Here is a 25,459-nt window from a genome sequence, read left to right on the forward strand (position 1 = left end):
GCAGGGATCGGGTTGGCCACCAGCTGTCCGCCCGGCAGGCCCAGCAGCGCGCGGGTTTTGTGCGCGGCGGCAATCTGTGCAGGATCATCCATGCGCAAGGGCGATTGCAACGGCGAGGTGCTGCTCCAGAACGCGGGAAAGCTGTCTTGGCGATATGTAATCACAGGAACGCCGTGGGTTTCCAACACTTCGAGGGTCTTTGGCACGTCTAGAATGGCCTTTGCGCCCGCCGCAACAACAGTCACGTGGGTTTGGGCAAGCTCAAGCAGGTCGGCCGAGATATCAAAGCTGTCTTCGGCCCCTTTGTGCACACCGCCGATACCGCCCGTCGCAAAGACCGCGATGCCAGCCAGATGCGCTGCGATCATGGTGGCGGCAACCGTAGTGGCACCGGTGCCGCCGGTTGCGATGCACGCGGCCATATCGGCGCGCGACAGTTTGGCGACGCCTGATGCTTGGGCAAGCGCGACAAGCTGCGCATCCTCAAGGCCGATGTGCAGATTGCCATCAATGACGGCAATGGTCGCAGGTGTAGCACCAGCGGCGCGCACGTCGGCTTCGACCAGCCGCGCCACCTCGAGATTTTGCGGATAGGGCATGCCATGTGTGATGATCGTGCTTTCAAGGGCGACGACGGGTGTGCCAGCGGCCTGTGCGGCGGTAACTTCGGCAGAACGGTGCAGGGGGATCATATTTTGGTTTCTCCGGAAACATATTGCGCGGCAGCGGCCAGCGCTTGGGTCAGGGCAGCATCCGGTGCGGCCCCGTGAATTTCGGCAGCGATATGCGCTGCCATAAAAGTATCGCCTGCGCCGGTGACGCGGGTCACAAGGACAGCCGGCGGGGTTTGCGTGATCAGACCTGACTGGTCGGCGACCGTTGCGGGATTTCCGCCATCAGTCACAACCGCACGCACCGCACCACGGCTCAACAGCCCTGCGGCGGCCTCTGGCGAGGTCTCAAAGCTGGCCTGACACAGCAGGCCTGCCTCTTCGAGGTTGACATAAAGCGTGCCGCGTTTGGCCTGAATAAACGGGCTTAGCCGCAGTGCCTTGCCGGGGCTTGCGGGGGCGACCCGCAGATCGGCCTGCGCCAACAGCGGGCTGCGCGCCATTTCTGACAGCAGATCAAGGGTAAGATTGCCATCCAGTGCCACAGCACCAGCGTAAGGGCTGGCCAGCGATCCGTCGGTAAACGGGCGCAGGATCTTGTCACCAGCGGCCTCGAGCGAATGGGCATCGGCGATGGCGGCGATCAGGCCGTTCGTGCCTTCGACCGCCATATACTGGTCGGTCGGCAGATCCTCCGAGCGGTAGATGTGATCGGTGTGCAGCCCGCGCAGCTGGCACGCGGCGATCAGCTCATCGCCTTCGGTGTCGCGACCCACAGCACTGATCAGCGCGGGTGCCAACCCGAACCGCGCCAGCGCCATGGCGATGTTCAACGCCACACCACCGGGCAGGCGGGTGATGCGGCCCGGCATGTCGGACCCTTGGCGCATTGTGCTGTCGCTTCGGCCGATGATGTCCCACAGGACCGAGCCGATGCAAAGAATATCTGGTTGATCTGTCATAAGGCCCGTTCTGCCCAGACCGATGGCTGGACGCAAGTGGCGATGCGGGTGGCCTTATTGCGGAACAGCAAATGTCAGCGATGCCCAAAGGCTTTCCCAGTGCGGACTGGTGTCGGTTTCGCCCACGTCCGGTGCAGGGCGCAGGACGACTGAATCCACCAGATAGGTCATGCCGGGGGTCACCGGAAAGGTAGCATGGCCCGCATCATCAGTACGGTAGATCGTGACGGCGGCTTCTTTCTCGACGCTTTTCTCATAGACTTCGACCTGAACATCAGCGCGCGGTGCGCCCTCATAGGTCACCAACACTTCCATCATATCGGCAAAACCGGCGTCATAGGGATTTTTCAGTGCGATAATTTCTGTTTCAAGGCCCAGTTCGGTGTCGCTGCCGTTTCCGTCACCAATTGCGATCAGGGCTTTGGAGTGGCGGGTATAGCGCTCGCGCACCTTGTCTTGGGGGTAGCCAGCGGCAAGATGTTCGGCGACTGCCGTTTTGAAGTCTTTGTGTTCAGTAAAGCCAACAAAGGTTTCCCAGTCTTTATAGGTCAATGATGACGCCGAAGCCTCGTGGGCGATGATCAGTAAACCGTCGCGGCGCGGTGCAGCCATTTGCAGCGCTGGCGAATCGCCCATGCGCGCCTGATACGGCAAGGTTTTTCCTTCAAATGTCAGATCAAAACGGTCGGTGCGGTTGGCGAAATACGCCAGGTTGGTGCCCTCGAATATCTGGCCGTTCTTAATGTTGGTTGCCAATTCGGCACCGGGCTGTACTTGATATTCCCGAGCTTCGAGCCAGAATTCATGTGAAGCGGCTGGGAATGCTGCGAAACCAAGGGATGTAACGAGTGCAAGACGGGACAGAAACATGAGAAACACCTTATATGAAGTAATGCTAAAGCTGGCCTATGCGCTGCTTTTGTCAAGTGTCGTGACCGGTGCCGCCCGCGCGCATGAAGTCGTGCCCACCATCGCGGATTTGACTGTGGCCGAGGGTGTTGCCGATATTTCGCTGCGCATTAACCTTGAGGCGCAGTTGTCGGGCATTGATCTGGATGTTGTCGAAGATACGAATGATGCTGAAAACGCAGGCGATTATGACAGTCTGCGGGCGTTGTCAGCCGACGAGATTGCCGCGCGGGTGCCAGAGTTGCTGGCCGCGTGGAACGCCGCGCCCTTGCTGCGGGTGGATGGCGAGCCGGTAAATCTGGAAACCGTATCGGTCACCGTTCCCGAAGATGTGAACGCAGAGCTGCCTCGGATTTCGGAATGGGTGCTGCGCGGGCAGGTGCCAACCGATGCGCGCGGGGTCGTGGTGGCGTGGCCTGCCGGGTCCGGTGCCATGGTCTTGCGCCAACAGGGCGTCGAAGAACCCTATACCGGATATCTCGAGGGGGGCACGCAAAGCCCCGAAATCGAGTTGGCAGGCGGCGGGCAGGAAACTGCATGGCAGGCGTTTCTGACCTATATCCCCGTTGGATTTGATCACATCCTGCCCAAGGGGCTGGACCACATCTTGTTCGTGTTGGGCCTGTTCTTTTTGTCCACGCACCTAAAGCCGCTGATCTGGCAGGTGTCAGCGTTCACTGCGGCGCATACGGTCACGCTGGCGCTTGGCGCGCTTGGTCTGGTGACTGTGCCTGGGTCGATTGTTGAGCCGTTGATCGCGGCCTCTATCGTCTATGTTGCGGTCGAAAATATCTTTAGCTCGGGGTTAAGTCGTTGGCGGCCCTTTGTGATTTTCGGTTTCGGCTTGTTGCACGGGTTGGGTTTTGCATCGGTTCTGGGCGAATTCGGCCTGCCGGATGACCAGTTCATTCCGGCACTGATCGGCTTTAACGTCGGGGTCGAGATCGGCCAGCTGACGGTTATCGCGATCATGGCGTTGTGCGTCTGGCAAGCGCTGCGGGTGGCGCGGGGCGAAGGCGGCCAGCAGGCGGCAAAATCGCTTTACGTCGGCTTGGCGGTCGTTGCCTTGGCGCTGTGTTTTGTGCCGATGCCGTCTGTCGCCACTGCGTTGGAGGCACCTGTACCATTGTTCTTGGTACCGCTGGCCTTGGTCTTTACCGGTTGTTTCCTGTCGGTACAGTTCCGCCAGACTGCCGAACCTTACCGCCGCTTTGTGGCGATCCCGGCTTCGGTCGGAATCGCACTGGTCGGGGCGTATTGGTTCATCGAGCGGGTGTTTCTATAACACCCGCCTGAGTTTACTTCATGGCCGCGACAAGGGTCGCCAAGGCTTGCACCGGGTCGTCCGATGTCCAGATCTCATCCCCGATACCAAAAAAGTCGGTAAAGGGGGTGAGGGTGCGGATCAAAGCCTCGTCCAGACCGCCTTCGGCGACGCAGGGCACTTCGATCACCTCTGACCACCACTGGAACAGATCGAGTTCCGCATGGGATCCGTCGTCCAGTGCACTGGGGCGCACGGGACCAAAGCTGACGTAATCCGCGCCTGCTTCGCCTGCGGCCATGCCATCATGACGCGACCCTGCGCAATAGCTGCCAACGATGGCGTCATCGCCCAGTGTCTTGCGGGCATGACGGACCGAACGCGCCGCGTCGGTCAGGTGCACGCCGTCCAACCCGATGCGTTCGGCCAGCAATGTGTGATCGGCAATGACCATGGCAATGTCACGCGCATCGGTGATTTCGCGCAAGGCGTCTGCTGCGCGCAGCACCACGTCTTCGTCGCGGGTGCTGAGCGCCAGGCGCACGCAAGCGATGGGTTGGGTATCAAGAACGCGGGCCAATGTTTGCGGAAAGGTTTCCAGCTCAAACTCGGGTGGCGTGATAAGGTAAAGCTGTGGCTGATCTGGCGTTTCCATGACGGGCTGTCCTTTGCAATGTTGCCGTCAATTAACGGATACGACGGGGAAAGAAAAACTTTTATGCCTCCGGCGGAGATTTTTTACCATTTGGAAGCACGGGCCGTTCTTGTGAGAGGGCTGCCGCGCGGGTAAGAGGCGGGCATGAATGATACTGTAGAGAACCCCAAGATACCGGCTTTTGTGTTGGTGCGTCCGCAAATGGGCGAGAATATCGGCGCTGCGGCGCGTGCGATGTGGAATTTCGGGCTGGACCGGATGCGCATCGTCGCACCACGCGACGGCTGGCCGAACCCGTCGGCTGTGGCGATGGCGTCGGGGGCAGGGCGGCTGCTGGACGAGGCGGTCGTTTATGATGATCTGGCCGGGTCATTGGGGGACGCGGCGTTTGTGTTTGCAACGACGGCACGCGATCGGGATTTGACCAAGCCAGTGTACAGCCCCGAAGCGGCGATGGCCAAGGCGGCCGAGTTGATTGCCCAAGGCCAGCGGGTTGCGGTGATGTTCGGGCCGGAACGTGCGGGGCTTGAAAACGACGATATCGCACGGGCCAATGCGATTGTATCCGTGCCGGTGAACCCTGAGTTTGCATCGCTGAACCTTGCGCAATGTGTTTTGTTGATGGGGTATGAGTGGATGCGCGCGCAATCCGAAGTGATCCCCCAGCAGGTCGAAATGGCCGGAACCAACTGGGCGGATAACAGCGAGATCGAACATCTGGCGCGGCATTTCGAAGAACGGCTGGATGTAGCGGGATTTTTCTATCCCGAGCACAAAGCCACAAGCATGAAGATCAATCTGCGCAATATGTGGTCGCGTCTGCCGTTGACGCGCGCTGATGTGCAAATGTTGCACGGCACCCTGCGACAGATGGTACGCTGGAAAGAGCGCGGCTAGACCTTTGGGCTTGTGTGACCTATTTCTGCACCAAACCTAGCAGACAAGAGGCACCATGGCCGAGAAACGTAAGCTTTTTGAGGAAGTGGGCGATGCACAAGCTGCCCGCCCTGTCGCAAATACCGGAGTGATTGATCGGGGTCGGGGGGGCGCACGTGGTGCCATCCGCGTCTGGCTGTTCATGTTGTTCACGCTGGTGTTCGTGATGATCGCCGTGGGTGGTCTGACACGATTGACGGATAGTGGGCTTAGCATCACCGAATGGAAGCCCTTCACTGGCGCTATGCCGCCGCTGAACGAGGCAGACTGGCAGTCCGAATTCGCAAAGTACCAAGAAATCGACGAATTTAAGGTGCAAAACTCCTGGATGCAGTTGAGCGATTTCAAACTGATCTACTGGTGGGAATGGGGTCATCGCCAGCTGGGCCGCGTGATCGGGTTGGTTTGGGCGATCGGGTTCTTCTGGTTCTTGCTGCGCCGTCAGATTCCGACCGGATGGACAGGGCGCTTGTTGTTGCTGGGCGGGCTTGGTGGCCTGCAAGGTGCAATCGGCTGGTGGATGGTGTCTTCGGGCGTCACCACGGGCGAGGCGATTTTGGACGTGGCCAGCTATAGGCTTGCCACGCATCTGGGGCTGGCTTTCGTGATCCTTGGTTTTATCACATGGTATGCGCTGATGTTGGGCCGCCCCGAGAAAGACCTGATGCAGGCGCGTCGCGCCAAAGAGGCCAAGCTGTTTGGCATGTCTACGGGGTTGTTGCATTTTGCGTTCCTGCAAATCTTGCTGGGCGCGCTGGTCGCGGGCATTGATGCGGGGCGGTACTTTGTTGATTGGCCGATGATGCAGGGGCAGTTCTTTCCGCCTGATGCGTTTAACATTGCGCCAATATGGCGGAATTTCTTTGAAAATCCGGGGCTTGTGCAGTTCATGCACCGGATGGCAGGCTATCTTCTGTTTGCATTCGCCATTGTCGTTTGGCTGCGGGGGCGCAAGTCGGCACACCCGAAAACACGCACTGCGTTCAATATGATGATGTTGGCCATGGCGGGGCAGATCGTCTTGGGAATTGTCACCGTCCTGAACGCGGCCCCGGTGCACATCGCCATCTGGCATCAGGTGCTGGCTGTGGTGCTGTGGGTCCTTATCCTGCGGGCGCGGTTCCTGTCTGGCTTTCCTATCCCAACTTCCCTGAGAGGAAAAATATAATGACTGCTTTTGATGATCTGATGGCGTTCCAACGCGAAACCGAAGCATTGGCGCAGGTCGCAGGGCGTCTGGGATGGGATCAGGAAACCATGATGCCGCGCGGTGCTGCCGCGCAGCGGGGCGAGGAAATGGCCGCCATGGAATCAGTGCTGCATGGTCGTCGCGTCGACCCGCGCATCGCCGATTGGCTTGAGATGATCGACGAGGGCCATTTGGACGACGCGGGCAGCGCGCAGTTGCGCCACATCCGCCGCAGCCATGCGCGCGCCAGCAAAGTGCCAGCGTCCTTGGCATCGCGGATTGCGCGGGTCACATCCGAGGCGCAGGGCATATGGGCCGAAGCGCGCGCGGCGGATGATTTCAAAGCCTTCGCACCGACGTTGTCCGAAGTTATCACCCTCAAGCGCGAGGAAGGCATGGCGCTGGCAGCGGGCGGCGACATCTATGATGCGATGCTGGATGATTATGAACCCGGTGCCACCGGAGCCGAGCTTGAAGCGATGTTTGGGGCGTTGCGCCCGGAATTGACCCGCTTGCGCGAGGCCGTGCGCGGTGCTGAAGCGCCGCCACAGCTGACCGGTACGTTTGACGAATCTGCCCAGATGAAGATGACGCGGCAACTGGCTAAGACCTTTGGTTATGACATGAGCAAGGGACGGGTCGACAAGGCTGTGCATCCGTTCTCGAGCGGGTCAGGCCTTGATGTGCGGATAACAACGCGCACCAATGAAATCGACCCATTCAATTGTTTTTATTCGACAATTCACGAGGTTGGCCATGCGTGTTACGAGCAGGCCATCAATCAGGATTATCTGCTGACGCCGCTAGGCGCGGGCGTGTCGATGGGTGTGCACGAAAGCCAAAGCCGGATTTACGAGAACCAGCTTGGCCGCAGCCGCGCCTTTTCGGGCTGGCTGTACGGCCAAATGCGGGATGCGTTCGGTGATTTCGGCGTGGCAGATGAGGATATGTTCTATCGCATCGTGAACCGCGTGTCAGACGGGTTTATCCGCACCGAGGCAGACGAGCTGCAATATAACCTGCATGTGCTTTTGCGCTTTGATCTTGAGCGTGCCTTGATGGGCGGCGACTTGCAGGTCGATGATCTTGAGGCCGCTTGGAACGACCGTTTCAAGGCCGATTTCGGCTATGCGGTAGACAAACCGTCCAACGGGGTTTTGCAGGATGTGCATTGGTCCGTGGGCTTGTTCGGCTATTTTCCTACCTATTCGCTGGGCAATGTCTATGCCGGATGTCTGCACGAAGCATTGCGCCGAGATCAACCGGAGCTTGATGCGCAGTTGGCACAGGGCGACACGTCGCACGCGACCGAATGGTTGCGCCACGCGGTGCAAAACCACGGCGGGTTGTATCAACCGCGCGACTTGATGGCGCGCGCGATTGGCAAAACCCCGAGCGAAGCACCGCTATTGGGATATCTAACCAAAAAGTTCAGCGATCTATACGAAATCTAGAAAATCTGCATTGGCTGGGGCATGTGCATGGCGCTTGCCCCAGCCAAAAAGCCGAATACGGTAGAGTTTCGCCTAATTTTTTCGCGCAAAGATTGAGGTGAATCTAAAAAACTAGCCCCATTTGAAGTCTAAAATTGGAAATAAGTCGCGCGGACCCTTTAAAAATATGAGGTATCTCTTGGGAAAGGGGCTATCAAGTTATTTGCTATTGCCTTACGGATATGCGATATCGAATTTAAGATAATGTTATCGAAATCTGGAGATTAGATTATGACACGTTTCACAGCCCTCGCCGCCGCGCTTTTGATGACAGCCGGTGCAGCATCTGCGCAGGTTACAACCGCAACTCAAGTTGGCGGCGAAACCGGTATCGCTGGATACCCCGTTCAAGTTGTTGGTGCCAACGGCATCACATATGCTTGCTCGCCTTTGACTGGTGGCACATACAACTGCATTAACGCAGCGAATGCCGCCGCAGCTGGGTTCGCTGGCGTTGGTGCTGGCACTGCAGCTGGCGCTGGCCTTGCAATCGTTGCGGTTGCAGCTCTCGCGTCGGGCAACGACGACGAAACAAACGGTACAAACGGTACCAACGGCACCAACTAATCTGATACTTCAGATCTGTTAGTCGATGTTGAAAGCGCCCTTTTGGGGCGCTTTTTTCATGTGGGATGTAGCCGCTAATTCTGCACCAGCAGATCAGTCAACTCAAAGAAAAAGCCGCCTTGCTGATCGCAAAGCGGCTTTTTTTCTAATGGGGCCGGACTGGAAAGGTATCAGACTTCTTCTGCACCTTCTTCGATCACATCGTCACCTTGATCGGCAATCCAGGCAACGCTGACCACGACTTCGCCTTTGCCAGTGTCAAACACCTTTACGCCACCGGCGCTGCGCGAGCGGAACGAAATCCCCTGAACCGGCACACGAATGGATTGGCCTTTCGACGTGGCCAGCATGATCTGGTCATCCATTTCAACTGGGAAGGATGCCACGATATCGCCACCGCGCATCGCCTTGTCCATCGCCGTCACACCCAAACCGCCACGACCGCGCACGGGATAATCATGGCTCGACGACAGTTTTCCAGACCCTTTTTCGCTGATCGTCAGCAGCAGGTTTTCGGCGGCTGACATCTCGGCATAGCGTTCTTGCGAAATCGTCGCGTTTGCGTTGACCTCTTCGTCATCGGCGGGCGCGTCGGCATCATCGGCAAGACCAGCAACCGCACGACGCATCTTGAGATAGGCGGACCGTTCATCCGATGTCGCATCAAAGTGACGGATGATCGACATCGACACGACCTTGTCGTCGCCGCTCAGCTTGATGCCGCGTACACCCACGGATGCGCGGCTGTTGAAAACCCGCACATCCGTCGCCGGGAAACGGATCGCCCGGCCAGAGTTTGTCACCAGCATCACATCGTCATCATTTGATGCGATGCGTGCGTTGATCAACGTTGTTTCGGCGTGGTCATCTTCGAACTTCATCGCGATCTTGCCGTTGCGCATGACGTTGGTGAAATCCGACAGCTTGTTGCGCCGCACGGTCCCTGCCGAGGTGGCGAATACAACCTGCAAGTCGTCCCACTCGGCCTCGTCCCGATCAACGGGCATGATGGCCGCGATGGAAACCCCAACAGGGATCGGCAGGATGTTGACGATCGCCTTGCCTTTGGATGTGCGGCTGCCTTGCGGCAAACGCCATGTCTTCAGCTTGTAAACCATGCCGTCGGTCGTAAAGAACAACAGCTGCGTGTGGGTATTGGCGACGAAAAGGGTGGTGACCACGTCTTCTTCTTTGGTCTGCATCCCCGACACACCTTTGCCGCCGCGACGCTGGCTGCGGAAATCGACCAAGGGTGTGCGTTTGATATAGCCGCCAGATGTGACGGTCACGACCATGTCTTCGCGTGCGATCAGATCTTCGTCGTCCATGTCACCGGACCAATCCACGATCTCGGTGCGGCGCGGAACGGCAAACAGGTCCCGGACTTCTTTCAGCTCGTCCGAGATGATGCCCATGATCCGCTCGCGTGATCCCAGAATCTCAAGGTATTCCTTGATCTTCTTGGCCAGTTCTTCCAACTCGTCGGTGACTTCTTTGACGCCGATCTGGGTCAGACGCTGCAAGCGCAGTTCCAGAATGGCGCGGGCCTGTGCCTCGGAGAGGTTATACGTGCCGTCGTCATTGGCCGTATGGGTCGGATCGTCGATCAGCGCGATATAGGGCAAAATCGATTCCGCAGGCCAGCGGCGCGTCATCAGCTTTTCACGGGCTTCCGCAGCATCGGCGGAGGACCGGATGGTGGCCACGACTTCGTCAATGTTGGTGACAGCCACGGCCAAACCACACAGGATATGGCTGCGTTCACGGGCCTTGCGCAGCAAGAATGCCGTGCGCCGTGCCACGACATCTTCGCGGAAATCGATGAAATAGGTCAAGAACTTGCGCAGGGTCAGCTGTTCGGGGCGGCCGCCGTTCAGGGCCAGCATGTTACAGCCGAAATAGGTTTGCATGGGCGTGTAACGGTACAGCTGGTTCATCACCACTTCGGCTGTCGCATCGCGCTTCAGCTCGATCACGACGCGCACGCCGTTACGGTCGGATTCGTCCTGAACGTGGGCGATGCCTTCGATCTTTTTCTCGCGGACCTGTTCGGCGATCTTTTCGATCATCGACGCCTTGTTTACCTGATAGCAGATTTCGTCGATGACGATGGCAAAGCGGTCTTTGCGGATCTCTTCGACACGGGTTTTGGCGCGCATGATGACGCTGCCACGGCCCTCAAGATAGGCTTTGCGTGCACCGGCACGGCCCAGCATGATGCCACCAGTGGGGAAATCAGGGCCGGGGATATATTCGATCAGCTCTTCCGAGGTCAGATCAGGGTTTTCGATCAGCGCCTGACAGGCGTCAATGACTTCGCCAAGGTTGTGGGGCGGAATATTGGTGGCCATACCCACAGCAATACCGCCCGCGCCGTTGACCAGCATGTTGGGGAAACGCGCGGGCAAGACGGTCGGTTCACGTTCCTTGCCATCATAATTGTCGATGAAGTTAACGGTTTCCTTGTCCAGATCGCTGGTCATGAACGACGCGACCTTATCAAGGCGCGATTCCGTATAGCGCATCGCAGCCGCACTATCGCCATCCATGGAGCCAAAGTTGCCCTGACCGTCAACCAGCGGCAGCGACATCGAAAAATCCTGCGCCATACGCACCAATGCGTCGTAAATCGCGCTGTCGCCATGCGGGTGATATGAGCCCATCACGTCGCCGACAGATTTAGCGGATTTACGGTAGGTTTTGTCGTGGGTGATGCCTTTTTCATACATCGAATAAATGATGCGGCGGTGAACCGGTTTCAAGCCATCCCGAAGGTCAGGGATCGCGCGGGAAACGATGACCGACATGGCATAATCCAGATAGGATGTGCGCATCTCGTGTTCGATGGTAACCGACGGGCCATCGTAAACGGGGCGCGCAGCCGGAATTTCATCATCGTTTTCAGGGGTTTCTGGCGTGTCATTCACGTGATTTGCCTAGCTCTTGCTGGTTCTATATATTGCGGTTTTGTATAGCAGACGGGGTAGATAGGGTGCAATGCCTGTAGGCTTTGCTGGGCGTGTAGAATCTGGCTAAATCCGCAACCTATTGATTTTATTGCAGACTAATTCGGCCTGCTTTTGCGTCGCGTAACGTCAGACGCAGAATCTTGCGCCAATCATGTCAAAGCAGGTTAGGGTCGCGGCAACACAAGTCAGGAGAACACGCAATGCAGCGCATATTGGTCAATCAAAAATCGATCCCGCAAACACGGCTTGATGTGGTGGACAGCGCGCCGCTTGCCCAAGGCCAAGCGCGGCTCAAGCTGGAAAGCTTTGCGCTGACCGCGAACAACGTGACCTATGCGGCGGCGGGGTTTGATATTGGCTATTGGCAGTTTTTCCCCAGTGGCGTTGACGGTTGGGGCATCGTGCCGGTCTGGGGCACCGCCGAGGTGGTCGAGACCCGCAGCGACGCGCTTGAGATTGGCGCACGGCTTTACGGCTTTTACCCCATGGCCGAGGAATTGGTGATAACGCCCCAATCCGCGCAGGGTGGTTTCATCGACGCCGCCCCGCACCGTGCGAAATTGCCGTTGATTTACAATCAGTACACGCCGGTGCGGTCGGCAGCAGCGCAAGACGACCACCTTCGCGCCTTGCTGCAACCGCTGCTGGCTACGTCCTATCTGTTGTGCGACTGGCTGCAAGACAACGCGATGTTCGGGGCGGATCAGGTTATCATTGGCTCTGCCTCGTCGAAAACCGGCTTGGGCCTGTGCCGTTATCTGGCAGAGCCAAAGGGCCGGACCTATAAGATCGTCGGTCTGACATCTGATGGGAACCGCGAATTTGTCCAATCACTTGGCACCTGCGACAGCGTGCTGACCTATGACCAGATCAGCGATATCGCGCGGGTGCCGTCGGTCTATGTGGATATGTCCGGCAACAGCGACGTCAAGGCGCGGCTGCATGACCATCTGGATAATCAGCTTAAACACTCCGCCGCGGTGGGGCTAAGCCATTGGGACCGCTTTGCGCCCGCGCAAAAGCTGGCCGGACCCAAGCCGGAATTCTTTTTCGCCCCCGCCCAAGTCGCCAAGCGCCGTGCCGACTGGGGACCGGGCGTGATCGAAAAGCAGATCACAGCCGCATGGAAACGGATCGCTAGCGATGCCGCTGAATGGTTGACCCTTCAGGTGCAAGATGGCGTCGCAGCCTCTGAACCGGTCTATCAGGCCTTGGCCAGCGGGCAGGCTGACCCGAAGCACGGATTTATCATTCGTCCCTAAGGTCTAGGCCGAACAGCTGGCCCCGCCCAATACGCAGAACTTTGCACAATGGGGGTGGTTCAGCGCCACGTCTTTCTCGGCCTCTTCCAAGCTGTTGCCCAGTTCGAATTCCGGGCTGTAGGGCAGCAGCGTGCAGGCCAGAACGGCGGGCTTTTCAGCGCCCTTACGTTTGACCACCATGCGCGAACTTGAACACATCACCGCATCAGGTGACTTGTTTAAGATGCTCCAGCAAGCCTTTGTAATTTCAGGGACTTCGATGGTTTCGTCCATCTCGGGAAACAGCACGGTCATGCCCGGATCATTGGCATCAATCGCAAATCCGTGCTGCGCGTAAAACGCACCATAGCCTGCGCGGCTGTCGGCGTCGCTGTCTTCGAAAACCGACCGTCCTGCAACCGCCATGCGAATGCCGTTATCGCGCAACCATTCCATGCCGGTAATTGTCTTGGCAAGGGCACCTTCGCCGCGTTCAGCATCGTGCAAGTCAGCGCGGTAATGATCGACCGAAATGCGCAACGTCAGTTTTCCGGGGTAGGCGGCGTTCAACCGCTTCAGCCCTGCAAGAACCGGTTTGCGCATCATCGGCCGCATCGCATTTGTCAGAATCAACACGTCATAGCCAGCCGCCAACGATGCCTCTGTGATCTCGATCATCTGCGGGTTCATAAAGGGTTCACCGCCGGTAAAGGCAATTTCTGTCACCGGCCATGCGCGCGCTGTGATCTGTTCCAGATAATCGCGCACCTCGTCAGCAGTGATATAGACCAACGCGTCATTGGTGGGGCTGGATTCAATATAACAGTTCACGCATTCGATATTGCACAATGTGCCCGTGTTAAACCACAACGTCTGCGGGTTGCTCAGCCTTACGGTCGCACGGTCTTCGCCCTTGGCCGTGACCAAAGGATTTTCGAATTTACCTGCGTTGGCCTGTGCAAAATCTTTCATCAACAATTCGCCCTTAGTTGGTCCGTGGAATTTTCTTTGTCTAAGCGAATGGTAAAACCAAGAAAACCCTGTGTATTCTTTCGCACAGACTTGTGAAGCGCAGGAATATATGTATGTTTGCGCTAACATTGATATAAATGCCGCAAAAGCTGTATCTGTGCAGCAAGGAGTTGCACCATGGTCTCACGCGTTATTCCTGTCGATCCGTTCGACCTGGTAATCTTCGGAGGCACCGGGGATCTGGCCCGGCGCAAAATCCTGCCGGGATTGTTTCGCCGCTTTTGTTCCGGACAGATGCCCGAAAACGCCCGTATCGTCGGGGCTGCGCGTACCGACATGGACGGTGCTGGCTACCGTGAGATGGTTGCCGAGGCGATTGCAGAATTCAACACTGGTTTCGACCATGAAGAGGGCCAGCTTGACGCATTTCTGACCTGTCTGGAATATGTGGCGATTGACGCCAAAGGCACAGACGGCTGGGCCGAACTGCAAGCGTTGATGGCAGGCACCGACCGGGTCGAGGCGTATTATTTCTCGGTGTCGCCCGCGCTTTTCGGGGATTTGGCGGAACGGTTGCAGCAATGGGGCATGGCGGATGCACGCAGCCGGATCGTCGTTGAAAAACCCTTTGGCCGCGATCTGGCAACCGCCCGCACCTTGAATGCCACGTTGGCCAAATATTTCGACGAAAGCCAGATTTACCGGATCGACCATTATCTGGGCAAGGAAACCGTGCAAAACCTGATGGCTGTACGCTTTGGCAACATGCTGTTTGAACCCCTTTGGAACAGCCAGTACGTTGATCATATCCAGATCACGGTTGCCGAAACCGTGGGTGTCGGGGGTAGGGGCGAATATTACGATAAATCCGGTGCGATGCGCGATATGGTCCAAAACCACCTGATGCAACTGCTGTGTCTGATCGCGATGGAACCACCTGCACGGTTCGACCCCGATGCCGTGCGCGATGAAAAGCTAAAGGTCATCCGCGCGCTTGACCCAGTTATGCCGCACCACATCGTGCGCGGTCAATATCAGGCCGAACCCTGCAATGAAACTGAACATCCCGGCTATCGCACTGCAGTTGACGATCCGCGGTCGCGCACAGAAAGCTTTGTCGCGCTCAAGACCCACATCAGCAACTGGCGGTGGGCCGGAACGCCGTTCTATCTGCGCACCGGCAAACGGATGGCTGCGCGCTCCTCTGAGATTACGGTTGTCTTCAAGGAAACGCCGCATTCAATCTTTACCGAAGATGCTGGCCGCCACCGCAATGTGCTGTCGATCAGGTTGCAACCGAACGAGGGCATTACCCTTGGCGTGACGATCAAGGAACCCGGGCCGGGCGGTATGCGTCTGATCGATGTGCCGCTGGATATGACCTTTGCCGAGGCGCTTGGGCCTGACGGGTCCGAACATGTCGATGCCTATGAGCGGCTGATCATGGACGTGATCCGTGGTAACCAGACCCTGTTCATGCGCGGAGACGAGGTCGAGGCCGCATGGGCTTGGACCGATCCGATCATTCAAGGTTGGGAAGCACGCAATGACGTGCCGAAACCCTATGACAGCGGGTCTGACGGCCCCACTGATTCAAACGAATTGATGCGGCGTGACAACCGCAAATGGCGGGAGCTTTCTGCATGAAACTGATTGAATACGCAGATCGGGACGTTCTTGCGTTGGACGTCGCCAATATTCTGGCGGGCGAGCTGAAAAATGCGCTGCTGAGCCATGACAGCGTCAGCTTGGCCGTGCCTGGCGGTACGACACCGGGGCCGATTTTTGACAGCCTGAGCGCGGCCAGCCTTGATTGGTCGCGTGTGCAGGTCATGCTGACTGATGAACGCTGGGTCGCGCCGGATCACGAGATGTCGAATGCAGGGCTTTTGCGGCAGCGTCTGCTGGTTGGCCCCGCCGCAGCTGCCGGGTTCACGCCGTTCTATGTTGATGGCTTAACCGCAGCCGAAGCGTCCGAGCAATTGTCGCAAACCGTTGCCCGGCACCTGCCGATATCCGTGCTGGTTCTGGGCATGGGCGGCGACATGCACACGGCATCTCTTTTTCCCGGATCGGACGGGCTGGCAGCTGCGATGGCTGATGATGCGCCTGCAGTGTGCCCCATTAACGTCGCAGGACAAGATATTGGTCGTATTACACTTTCCAGACCTGTGATCGACGGTGCGATGTCAAAACATGTGATCATATTCGGTGACGAAAAACGCGCAGCGCTGGATCAGGCATTGACTTTGCCGGTCCTTGAGGCCCCCATCGGCGCGATATTACAAGAGGCGGTAGTCCATTGGGCAGCATGACAAAATTCGACGACCTGAGGGCGATGCAAGAGGCGGTTAAAGGCCGCTCGATCCTGTCCTTGTTTGAAGATGTCGACCGTGCGGCAACCTTTAGTGCGCAAACCGGCGACATGTTGTTTGATTTTTCGAAAACAAACCTCGACCGGGACACGATGGATGCACTGCTGGCGTTGATCGAAGGGGGTGATGTACAGGCCCGCCGTGATGCGATGTTCGCGGGTGACAAGATCAATGAAACCGAAGGCCGCGCCGTGTTGCACACTGCCTTGCGCAATCTGGATGGTGGTCCGGTGATGGTCGATGGCGTGGATGTCATGCCTGACATTCTGGCCACGCTTGACCGTATGCGCGACTTTGCCGATAAAATTCGTGGCAGTGACATCACAGATGTCGTCAATATCGGCATCGGCGGGTCCGACCTTGGCCCCGCGATGGCCGTTCAGGCATTGTCGCCGTACCATGACGGGCCGCGCTGCCATTTCGTGTCGAACGTCGATGGCGCGCATATTGCCGATACGCTGCGGGGGCTTAATGCGAAAACTACCTTGGTGATCGTTGCATCCAAAACCTTTACCACGATTGAAACTATGACCAACGCCCGCACCGCGCGCGCATGGATGACCGAACACGGCGGCGATCCTGCGCACCAATTCGCGGCGCTTAGCACCGCCCAAGACAAAACCGATGCGTTCGGGATTAATCCTGCGCAGGTCTTTGGGTTCGAAGACTGGGTCGGCGGGCGCTATTCCGTCTGGGGGCCCATCGGCCTGTCCCTGATGATCGCCACCGGCCCGCGCGCCTTTCACGCGTTCCTGCGGGGCGCGCAATCGATGGACCGCCACTTTTGCGCCGCGGCACCCCACGAAAATATGCCGATGCTGCTGGCGCTTGTCGGCATCTGGCACAACCAGATTTGCGGCTACGCCACCCGCGCCGTGCTGCCCTATGATCAACGTCTGGGGCAATTGCCTGATTATCTGCAACAGCTTGAAATGGAATCGAACGGCAAATCCACGCAAATGGACGGCACCACCGCACCGTACCACACAGGCCCCGTTGTCTGGGGCGCGCCGGGCACAAACGGCCAACATGCGTTCTACCAGCTGATCCACCAAGGCACCCGTGTGATCCCTTGTGAATTCCTGATCGCGGCCAACAGCCACGAACCCGAACTGGTCCATCACCATAAACTGCTGATCGCCAACTGCCTTGCCCAGTCCGAAGCCCTGATGTGCGGACGCAGCTTGCAAGAAGCATCTGAAATCATGGCCGCCAAAGGGCTCACCGGGGCCGAACTGGACCGTCAGGCGCGCCACCGTGTGTTCCCCGGCAATCGCCCGTCAACAACCCTCAGCTATCCGCTACTTGACCCGTTCACGCTGGGCCAGATCATCGCGCTCTACGAACATCGCGTGTTCGTCGAAGGGGTGATCCTTGGTATTAACTCCTACGACCAATGGGGCGTGGAACTGGGCAAAGAACTCGCCACATCACTGCAACCCATTGTCGACGGGTCCAAACCTGCCACCGGCAAAGACGGCTCGACCGCCGCCCTTGTCGCCTTCATCGCAAAACACGCCGACTAACCCGCTACCCGCTTCATTTTGCCAAATAAACTCCGGGGAGTTTGAGGGGCAGCGCCCCTCATTCGTCTCGAAAGGACTCAAACCAGATTTGGATTCCGCCCCACGCGGTTGGCCAATTTGGCAACCGTCAGACCCTGCACGATGATCGAAAATACTACGACAATATAGGTGCAGGTCAGGATCAGCGGCTTCCATTCCCCCTCGGGCAAGGACAAAGCCAAAGCGACCGAAATCCCTCCCTTCAGCCCACCCCAAGTCATGATCGGGATCACACCTTGATTGAAATTGCGAAACGGGTGCAGCATGCCGATGGGAATGGCCACCGCCAGCAATCTTCCCAGCAGGGCCAGAATGATGGCTGCCATCCCAGTCAGGAACATGTCGCCATCAAAGGCGATTGCAAATACCTCGAACCCGATCATCAAGAACAGAACCGCGTTTAAAATCTCGTCGATCAGCTTCCAGAACGCATCGACATAACGCCGCGTTTCCTCGGACATGCCGCGCGCGGTGCCGACGTCGCCAATCAAAAGCCCTGCACAGACCGCCATGATGGGGGCGGATACATGCAGCGCCACGGCCAGTTCATAGCCGCCAAAGGCCAGTCCCAGCGTCAGCAACACCTCAAGCGAATAGTCGTTGATCCGGCGCATCACGCGAAAGGTCAGCCAGCCCAGAACCAACCCCAGTACGGCACCGCCCACGGCCTCTTGGAAAAACAACTGCGCGGCAGCCAGAACGGGATCACCATCTGGCCCGTGCCCGTCTAGCGCCGGAAAGGCCAGCCCGACCAAAATCAGGAACACAACATAGCCGACGCCGTCGTTGAACAGGCTTTCGCCCGCAATCTTGGTTTCCAGCGATTTTGGCAAATCCGCCTCGCGCAGGACACCCAGCACAGCAACCGGATCAGTGGGTGAAATCAGTGCGCCGAACACCAGCGCGGTCAGCAACGGCATGCCCGTCAGCCATGAAAAACCAAACCCCACCACGGCCGTCGACAGCGCCACACCAAGCGTCGCCATCAGGGCTACAACCCCCCATTCCCGCCGAAGATCCGAGGTTTTTACATGCAGCGCACCGGCAAATAGCAACAGGCCCAACATGCCCTCAAGCAGTGCCTCGGAAAAGTCGATCCCTGTGACGACCCCGCGCACAGTGTCGGCAATGGCCAAACCGGGCCAGATCAGATCAAGGCCCAACAGCCCAAATGACGCAATCAGCGCAACCACCAGAATCCCGATAGAGGAGGGCAGTTTGAGAAACAAGTAATTGATGGCCCCGAACCCTCCGGCCATGACGATCAAAAGCGAAGCGATTTGCAGGACGGTCATAGCGGGTCTTTCTGTTGGGTCTAAAGCTTGATGTCGTAGGTGACCCAAGGGGTGCGGGTGGCCAGCTTGTCATAAACCGCGCGCCCGCGATAGTTGTCTTCGGCGGTGATCCAACGCACGGTGCCCCAGCCTTTTTCTTGCGCCACGGATTTCACTGCGCCGATCAAGGCTTGGGCAGCACCAGACCCGCGCGCGGCAGGATCAACGAACAGATCATCCAGAAAACAATTGGTGATCGCGCGCAACTGACTGACAAAGGGGCGGTAGTGGGTTATTCCGATGACCTTGCCTGACGCGTCTTCGGCCACGATGCAATTGCTGCTGTGGCTGTCATCCATCAGCCATTCAAACACGGTTTCGCGCATTTCAGGCGTTTGGTCGACCTTGTAAAACGCGGCATATCCCGCGAACAACTCTTCCCAGTCGGCGCGATCCGAAGGGGACAGAGGGCGTGTGGTGATTGTCATCTCTAATTCCTTTCCGGTGCGGGTCAGCTGTCGGCGGTTGCCTTGTCATGGGTTTCAAAATGGCGTTTCAGGCGGTCGGGCAGGGCGAACCGACCTGATCCTTCGCGGTCCAGCAAGACCAGCACGCAGTCAAAGGTCGCGCGCAATTGGCCGCCGACCCAGACCTGCTGGCTTAGGCTATAGGATGTGTTGCGAAAACCGGTGCAGCGGCAGGTCACGATGTAATCTTCGCGTTCAAGCAGTTCATGCAAATAGCGGATTGAACCAGACCGGATAACGACTTTGGGGCCCGGTGCCTCCATCAACCCTTGTTCAACAAGCGACTGCGTATAGCGGATGCGCAGCCGTTCGAACCATTCGAAATAGGTGCAGTTGTTGACGTGCTTATTGGTGTCCAGATCTGAAAACCGGACCTGATCGGCCATCGCCAAAGGTTGGGGGTCAGTCAGCCCGGCATCGCGTTGCTGATCGGCGTTAAGTGGTGTGTGGTAAACAAGTTTCATTCACCCTGCGTAAGCATGTGTTTGCATGCTTGCAAGAGGGGGTTGGATTGTACAGGGTGTCGGCGAATGACAATCGGGAGGATGCGCCATGCTTGGCCAAATGATGAATAAATCGCTGACGATCTCTAGCTTGATCGAACACGCGCAACGGTATCACCCAGCGGGAGAAATCTATTCGGTCAACACCGGTGGCGGTGTCGAGGAAACCAGCTGGGGGCAAGTGGGCCGCAATTCGCGCGCATTGGCGTCTGCGTTGACCAACCTTGGTCTGGAACCACAGGCGCGCTGCGGCACGATCGCATGGAACAACCGTCGCCATCTTGAGATTTACTTTGGCGCGTCGGGCGGCGGTTTCGTCTGCCACACGATCAATCCGCGTCTGTTCCCTGAACAGCTGGTTTATATTCTGAACCACGCCGAAGATAAGGTGCTGTTTATCGACAAGACCTTTGTGCCCCTGATCGCGGCGATCCTCGACAAGCTCGATCATCTTGACCACGTCGTGCTGATGGAAGGTACCGACGCCGAAGCCGCCAAGCAGATTCCGGGTCTCAAGTTCTATGACGAACTGGTTGCCAGTGGCGATCCTGAATTCGTTTGGCCCGAGTTGGACGAAAACACGGCCTCAAGCTTGTGCTATACGTCCGGCACCACGGGCAACCCCAAGGGCGTGCTGTATTCCCACCGCTCAACCGTTTTGCACAGCTTTGGCATCAACCTTGCCGACAGCATCGGGATTTCCGCCAAAGAAGTCGTGCTGCCCGTTGTGCCGATGTTCCACGTCAATGCATGGGGCGCGCCCTATGCCTGCGCCATGGTGGGTGCGCGTATGGTGATGCCTGGCCCCGGTCTGGATGGCCCGTCGCTGGTGGGTTTGATCGACAAATACAAGATCACGCTGGCGCTTGGTGTGCCGACGATCTGGTTGGGTCTGCTGGGCGAAGCCAAAAAGAGCGGCAGCACATTGGCCAGCCTCAAGCGGACCGTTGTGGGCGGGTCAGCCTGTCCACCGTCGATGATGGCCACTTTCCGCGAGGACTACGGGGTCGAGACAATCCATGCTTGGGGCATGACCGAAATGTCACCGGTGGGCAGCATCAACCAGCCCTTGGCGAAACATCTGGACCTGCCAGAGGCAGAACAGCACAAGCTGCGCGAAAATCAGGGCCGGCCTGTCTACGGGGTTGAGCTTGAAATTCTGGATGATGCGGGCAATCCCGTTGCCCATGACGGCAAAACCCAAGGTGATCTGGTCACCAAGGGTTATTGGATTCTAGATGCCTATTTCCGCAAAACCCGCGATGAAACGCTGACCAAGGACGGCTGGTTCGACACGGGCGATGTGGCGACAATGGACGCTGATGGCTATGTCACGATCCGCGACCGCTCCAAGGACATCATCAAATCCGGCGGCGAATGGATCAGCTCGGTCGAGCTTGAGAATATCGCGATCTCGCATCCCAAGCTGTCTGATGCAGCCGTCATCGGCGCGCGCCATGTAAAATGGGACGAACGGCCGATCCTGATCGCCGTCAAGGTCGAGGGCGAAGACCCCAGCCAAGAGGAAATCCTGAGCCATTTCGAAGGTAAAATCGCAAAATGGCAGATCCCTGACTGCGTGGTGTTCACAGACGTGTTGCCGCGCAATGCGACCGGTAAAGTGCTCAAGCGGAATTTGCGTGAAGACTTTGGCGAAGTGTTGATCAACGGCTAAGCCTTTTGCTCCGGGTCTGTTTCACCAGGCCCGGAGCGCTCGCGTTCAGCTGTGTGACGCCGACAGCGCCTCACATGAATGACTGACGCCGTTTTCCACAGTATTTGCAGACTTCTTCGGGCATTGATTGGCTTTTGCGCCACCGATGATAAGAAAAAATGCAAGGAATGCGCTTAAAGAAACGAATAGAAGAAAGAGACATGATGTGCCGCCATGAAAATTGGGCTGTCGGAATTAAATCGTGATGTCGGAAAAAAATAATCGTTAATATTCGGGACCGTCTCAGGATATCCCAGACAAGTCCAATTAATTTTGTTAGCTTTTTGTTATTATGATCGGTCACGCCATTTGCCGCGCTGATCTTGCGCAGTTAGCACCGCTGTTCGGCGCTTTTGCAGGCAACCGGTAGGGATGCAAAGCTTTGAACGAACTGCTTGGCTGGTAAGTTTGAACCCGACGCGCGCGGTGGCTTGGTCCGGTTTTGTGCTTGCCCGGCAGATGATGCTTAACTCGTCTTAGATCACGCAACGCGCTGCGCCAATCCGTTGAGCGTTTCATGGACCGTGTCGGGCGCAACAACCGATTGCCTGACCAAATGATCGAAGCGCTTGGTGAAAAATTTGATCTGATCAACGCTGGTCAGAGACAGATAGGCGTCCCCCAAATAGACGGCCGCACGCATCCGTCCAAAAACCGTAAACGGGGCAGAGAATATCTTGCTGCCGTCGTAAAGATGCAGCCGGACCGACGGATAGCTTGCGGCACATAGCTGGGCCATGTGGCGCAACTGACGGATGCGAATGTCCCGCGACGTATCGCGCCAAAGACCCGATCCGGCAGAGAGGTCTTGCAGGGTCTGAAGCGGCATCGCGATCTCTATGTCCCTGTCGTCAAGATCGACACCTTTCAGCACGTTCTCAACCCCGCCGCCACGGGCATCAGTGGCGTCGCGCTCTTCGGGGGTGACGTCCGACAGGCTTAGCATATCTGGCAACGTTGAAGGGACATAGCGCAGCTTGTGGCCCGCTGCCTCTAGATGCCATTGATCAAGCGGCGCTTTCCCGTCCGTGCCTGCCTCGCTCTCAAGCTGGCTGCTTGGCGTCATTTCCAGCCGCCCTTGTTGTGCGTTCTCAAGGCACAGCAACCAGTCAACAGAAACACCGCTGGTTTCTGCGATGCGCCGCAAGGTTTCCGCACGCGGCAAACGATCATGCTTGGGGTCCAGAAACTGGCTAAGCGCGGATCGGTCTATGCCCGTATCCGACAAAAATCGGGGCAGGTTTTCCTTTTCCGCGTCAACAAGTTGGCGGAACCGTTCCCGAAAGGCAGTGGACAGGACGCGTTTGTCCATGTGAATTTCCTACTTCTATGTATTTTTACAACATTTTCTTGTTAACACGCCATAAATACATGTTCCAAAATATATTTGCATAATTGCTGCATAGGGCATGATCCGCCATTTTTCTTTCAAACCAACATGAAAGACGCTCGAGTTGATCCATTACATTAAGGCAATGCGCAGTCTGCGCGAGGAGCTTCCGACACTGGCACTGTTGATCCTGTGCTATCTTGGCTTTGCTGCGGTTTCCATCGGCAGCAGTACAGTGGGGCCGATCGCGACCGCTTTGATCCTGTCGGTATTTGTGGCACTTCATGCGTCGCTTCAGCACGAAATACTGCACGGGCATCCGTTCAAGAACCAGTTCTGGAACGATGTGCTGGTCTTTCCCGCCATCGGGATTTTCGTGCCTTATCAAAGGTTCAGGGATACCCATCTGGACCATCACAAGGACCCGAACCTGACCGACCCCTATGACGATCCCGAAAGCAACTTTCTGGACCCGCAGAAATGGGACAGGCTGTCGGGCGTGGCCAAGCGGTTGTATGATTTCAACAACACCCTTGTCGGGCGGATGACGGTTGGTCCCGCCCTTGGGCTTTGGCATTTCTACGTGCACGATATCCGCGCGATCTTGGGCGGGCAGGCGCGGGTGCTGGCGGCTTATGTGCTGCATGCTGGGGGGCTGGTGCTGGTCGGGATGTGGTGGGCGATCTGGGCAAGCGCGCCTTTCTGGACGCTTTTGGCGGCGGCCTATGGGGGCATGTCGATCTTGAAAATCCGCACGTTTCTGGAACACCGCGCCCACGAACGGGCTGCGGCCCGAACCGTTGTGATCGAAGATCGCGGGCTGCTTGCGCTGTTGTTTCTGAACAACAACTTCCATTCCGTTCACCATGCCCACCCCAAGATTGCGTGGCACAAATTACCAGCTGTGTTTCAATCCCGTCGGGAGGAGTTCATGCGCCGCAATGATGCCTATTACTACAGGTCCTACGCCGAAATATTCCGGCTTTATTTCTTGCACGTCAAAGACCCCGTTGCACATCCGTTGATGCGGTCAGCGCGTGGCAATCCGGGGAACATCATCCTCCCGATACCTGCTGTTGAAACGATGGATATTGTTGAAAAGGATCATGCCGATGTTCGCCAGCTTGCCGATGTACGACCGACCAGAGTTGACCCGGGCGCATGGGGCCTATTGGGCGCTGATCCGGACCAGTCTGGAAAAGAGGGGCATTGACGCGCCCAAGCAGCTAACCCCAAACGGGCTAGGCATTGCGTTCTGGACCGACCCCACGCTGGTGCTCAGTCAGACCTGTGGCTATCCTTACCGGACGTCGCTTAAGGACAAGGTTACCTTGGTCGGTACGCCGGATTACGGCGTTACAGGATGCCCGCCGGGCTATTACCGCAGCTGTTTTGTCGTGCGGGCCGGGGATGCGCGTGCAGATCTGGCGGCGTTTGGCGATGCACGATTTGCTTTCAACGAACTGGGGTCGCAATCGGGCTTTGTCGCAGCACAGACCGAGGCCGCAAGGTACGGGTTTCAATTAGATAACCGCGTCGAGACAGGCGCGCACCGAAGGTCTGCGGCGGCCGTGGCAAACGGGCAGGCCGATATCGCCTGCCTTGACGCTGTGACATGGCGCTTTATCCAGATGTATGACGATGTGGCCGATCAATTGGACGTTCTGACCATGACCAGCCCGACGCCCGGCCTGCCGTATATTTGCGCCCTTTCCATCGACGGCGCTGCTGTCTTTTCCGCAGTCAACGAAGCCCTGAGCGCGCTGCCGGTCGAGCATAAAAACGCGTTGATGATCAAGCGGATCGTGCCTTTGCAACCTGCTGATTATCCATCCTTGGATCAGGAGGCCGGCGTGGGGTGATATGTCACCCCGTACAGCCCGTGGTTTCCGACTATAACTTGACGGCGGCTGCCATCCTTTCGTAAGCGACGGCGTTTTTAGAAAAGAACGTCTGGCAGCCATGTCGCCAAAAATGGCATCGCCCAGACCAACAAGATGCCAACCGCCTGCAACCCGATAAAGGGCACCACACCAGCATAGATCTGTCCGGTGGTGATTTCCTTGGGGGCTGCCGCGCGCAGGTAGAATAGCGAAAACCCGAACGGCGGCGTCAGAAAGCTGGTTTGCAAGTTGATCGCCAAAAGCACGCCCAGCCAGATCGGATCATGTCCCATCACGATCAGCGACGGGGCAACCAGCGGCAGGACGATGACCGATATCTCGATGAAATCGAGGAAGAACCCCAGCACAAAGACAAAGAGCATCACGAACAACAGGGCACCCGTCGGACCACCGGGCAGGTTTTCCAGCAGATGCGCGACACGCTCTTCGCCACCCAAGCCTATAAAGACCAAGGAAAAGAAGCCCGCAGCAAGGATCGTCGCAAAGATCATCGCCGTCA

Annotated in this window: 23 protein-coding genes; 12 read left to right on the forward strand and 11 right to left on the reverse strand. The window is 57.5% G+C overall.

Annotated features, from left to right (window positions below; all coding sequences use genetic code 11):
- The 3 genes from ABYT07_RS07030 to ABYT07_RS07040 form a co-directional block, all read right to left on the reverse strand.
- Positions 1-692, reverse strand: a 692-nt coding sequence (locus ABYT07_RS07030) for a pseudouridine-5'-phosphate glycosidase (protein WP_372990393.1), incomplete at its 3' end; no start/stop codon positions are given.
- Entirely contained in the window at positions 689-1,573 is an 885-nt protein-coding gene (locus ABYT07_RS07035; RefSeq protein ID WP_372990394.1) for a PfkB family carbohydrate kinase, read from the reverse strand. The genes ABYT07_RS07030 and ABYT07_RS07035, both read right to left, overlap by 4 nt.
- 54 nt (positions 1,574-1,627) lie before the next feature.
- Entirely contained in the window at positions 1,628-2,443 is an 816-nt protein-coding gene (locus ABYT07_RS07040; protein WP_372990395.1) for a DUF4198 domain-containing protein, read from the reverse strand.
- Between ABYT07_RS07040 and ABYT07_RS07045 the strand changes: the two genes are divergently transcribed.
- On the forward strand, positions 2,442-3,767 hold the full coding sequence (locus tag ABYT07_RS07045; RefSeq protein WP_372990396.1) for a HupE/UreJ family protein: 1,326 nt from the start codon (positions 2,442-2,444) through the stop codon (positions 3,765-3,767). The two genes, ABYT07_RS07040 and ABYT07_RS07045, sit on opposite strands and share 2 nt — an antisense overlap.
- 13 nt (positions 3,768-3,780) lie before the next feature.
- Here ABYT07_RS07045 and ABYT07_RS07050 read toward each other — a convergent pair whose 3' ends face one another.
- On the reverse strand, positions 3,781-4,401 hold the full coding sequence (locus ABYT07_RS07050) for a thiamine phosphate synthase (protein WP_372990398.1): 621 nt from the start codon (positions 4,399-4,401) through the stop codon (positions 3,781-3,783).
- A 144-nt stretch (positions 4,402-4,545) separates the two neighbouring features.
- Between ABYT07_RS07050 and ABYT07_RS07055 the strand changes: the two genes are divergently transcribed.
- The 4 genes from ABYT07_RS07055 to ABYT07_RS07070 all read left to right on the forward strand — a co-directional run bounded on the left by ABYT07_RS07055 (position 4,546) and on the right by ABYT07_RS07070 (position 8,586).
- Complete coding sequence (locus tag ABYT07_RS07055; RefSeq protein WP_372990399.1) at positions 4,546-5,298, forward strand: RNA methyltransferase; 753 nt, start codon at positions 4,546-4,548, stop codon at positions 5,296-5,298.
- 55 nt (positions 5,299-5,353) lie between these two features.
- On the forward strand, positions 5,354-6,505 hold the full coding sequence (gene ctaA / locus ABYT07_RS07060; protein WP_372990400.1) for a heme A synthase: 1,152 nt from the start codon (positions 5,354-5,356) through the stop codon (positions 6,503-6,505).
- Positions 6,505-7,980 (forward strand): carboxypeptidase M32, encoded by a 1,476-nt coding sequence (locus tag ABYT07_RS07065; protein WP_372990402.1) that lies wholly within the window; start codon positions 6,505-6,507, stop codon positions 7,978-7,980. The genes ctaA and ABYT07_RS07065 overlap by 1 nt, the downstream gene beginning before the upstream one ends.
- A 270-nt stretch (positions 7,981-8,250) precedes the next feature.
- Positions 8,251-8,586 carry a hypothetical protein gene (locus ABYT07_RS07070; protein ID WP_372990403.1) on the forward strand — a complete coding sequence of 112 codons (336 nt, stop codon included), beginning with the start codon at positions 8,251-8,253 and terminating at the stop codon, positions 8,584-8,586.
- A 170-nt stretch (positions 8,587-8,756) separates the two neighbouring features.
- On the opposite strand, the gene gyrA is transcribed toward ABYT07_RS07070, so the two are convergent.
- Positions 8,757-11,513 carry a DNA gyrase subunit A gene (gene gyrA / locus ABYT07_RS07075; protein WP_372990404.1) on the reverse strand — a complete coding sequence of 919 codons (2,757 nt, stop codon included), beginning with the start codon at positions 11,511-11,513 and terminating at the stop codon, positions 8,757-8,759.
- Between the two features lie 242 nt (positions 11,514-11,755).
- Between gyrA and ABYT07_RS07080 the strand changes: the two genes are divergently transcribed.
- Positions 11,756-12,817, forward strand: a complete 1,062-nt coding sequence (locus tag ABYT07_RS07080) for a DUF2855 family protein (RefSeq protein ID WP_372990406.1) — start codon at positions 11,756-11,758, stop codon at positions 12,815-12,817.
- A 3-nt stretch (positions 12,818-12,820) separates the two neighbouring features.
- Here the strand turns inward: ABYT07_RS07080 and ABYT07_RS07085 are convergent, their stop codons facing one another.
- Positions 12,821-13,768, reverse strand: a complete 948-nt coding sequence (locus tag ABYT07_RS07085; protein WP_372990408.1) for a radical SAM protein — start codon at positions 13,766-13,768, stop codon at positions 12,821-12,823.
- Between the two features lie 177 nt (positions 13,769-13,945).
- Between ABYT07_RS07085 and zwf the strand changes: the two genes are divergently transcribed.
- The 3 genes from zwf to pgi are packed head-to-tail and all read left to right on the forward strand — an operon-like array spanning position 13,946 to position 17,669.
- Positions 13,946-15,415: a glucose-6-phosphate dehydrogenase gene (gene zwf / locus ABYT07_RS07090; protein ID WP_372990410.1), complete on the forward strand. Its 1,470-nt coding sequence runs from the start codon at positions 13,946-13,948 to the stop codon at positions 15,413-15,415.
- Positions 15,412-16,083, forward strand: coding sequence for a 6-phosphogluconolactonase (pgl, locus tag ABYT07_RS07095; RefSeq protein ID WP_372990411.1), 672 nt, complete (start codon positions 15,412-15,414; stop codon positions 16,081-16,083). Before zwf ends, pgl begins: the two co-directional genes overlap by 4 nt.
- Positions 16,080-17,669: a glucose-6-phosphate isomerase gene (pgi, locus tag ABYT07_RS07100; protein ID WP_372990412.1), complete on the forward strand. Its 1,590-nt coding sequence runs from the start codon at positions 16,080-16,082 to the stop codon at positions 17,667-17,669. Before pgl ends, pgi begins: the two co-directional genes overlap by 4 nt.
- 77 nt (positions 17,670-17,746) lie before the next feature.
- Here pgi and ABYT07_RS07105 read toward each other — a convergent pair whose 3' ends face one another.
- From ABYT07_RS07105 to ABYT07_RS07115, 3 genes are read right to left on the reverse strand one after another with little or no spacing between them, the layout of a single operon-like run.
- Entirely contained in the window at positions 17,747-19,003 is a 1,257-nt protein-coding gene (locus ABYT07_RS07105; protein WP_372990413.1) for a cation:proton antiporter, read from the reverse strand.
- Between the two features lie 20 nt (positions 19,004-19,023).
- On the reverse strand, positions 19,024-19,470 hold the full coding sequence (locus ABYT07_RS07110; protein ID WP_372990414.1) for an N-acetyltransferase family protein: 447 nt from the start codon (positions 19,468-19,470) through the stop codon (positions 19,024-19,026).
- Positions 19,471-19,493: 23 nt separating this feature from the next.
- Positions 19,494-19,973, reverse strand: coding sequence for an acyl-CoA thioesterase (locus ABYT07_RS07115; RefSeq protein ID WP_372990415.1), 480 nt, complete (start codon positions 19,971-19,973; stop codon positions 19,494-19,496).
- An 88-nt stretch (positions 19,974-20,061) separates the two neighbouring features.
- Here ABYT07_RS07115 and ABYT07_RS07120 point away from each other — a divergent pair, with 88 nt between their 5' ends.
- Positions 20,062-21,687: a long-chain fatty acid--CoA ligase gene (locus ABYT07_RS07120; protein WP_372990417.1), complete on the forward strand. Its 1,626-nt coding sequence runs from the start codon at positions 20,062-20,064 to the stop codon at positions 21,685-21,687.
- A gap of 520 nt (positions 21,688-22,207) precedes the next feature.
- Here the strand turns inward: ABYT07_RS07120 and ABYT07_RS07125 are convergent.
- Positions 22,208-23,038 carry a helix-turn-helix transcriptional regulator gene (locus ABYT07_RS07125; RefSeq protein WP_372990418.1) on the reverse strand — a complete coding sequence of 277 codons (831 nt, stop codon included), beginning with the start codon at positions 23,036-23,038 and terminating at the stop codon, positions 22,208-22,210.
- Positions 23,039-23,180: 142 nt separating this feature from the next.
- Between ABYT07_RS07125 and ABYT07_RS07130 the strand changes: the two genes are divergently transcribed.
- On the forward strand, positions 23,181-24,269 hold the full coding sequence (locus tag ABYT07_RS07130) for a fatty acid desaturase (protein WP_372990419.1): 1,089 nt from the start codon (positions 23,181-23,183) through the stop codon (positions 24,267-24,269).
- The gene (locus ABYT07_RS07135; RefSeq protein WP_372990420.1) at positions 24,169-24,918 is read left to right on the forward strand and encodes a phosphate/phosphite/phosphonate ABC transporter substrate-binding protein; all 750 of its coding nucleotides are present in this window, start codon (positions 24,169-24,171) and stop codon (positions 24,916-24,918) included. Before ABYT07_RS07130 ends, ABYT07_RS07135 begins: the two co-directional genes overlap by 101 nt.
- 77 nt (positions 24,919-24,995) lie before the next feature.
- Here the strand turns inward: ABYT07_RS07135 and ABYT07_RS07140 are convergent.
- Positions 24,996-25,459, reverse strand: a 464-nt coding sequence (locus tag ABYT07_RS07140) for a TRAP transporter large permease subunit (RefSeq protein ID WP_372990421.1), incomplete at its 5' end; no start/stop codon positions are given.

The organism is Sulfitobacter sp., from assembly GCF_041552635.1.
Taxonomy (GTDB): Bacteria; Pseudomonadota; Alphaproteobacteria; order Rhodobacterales; family Rhodobacteraceae; genus Sulfitobacter.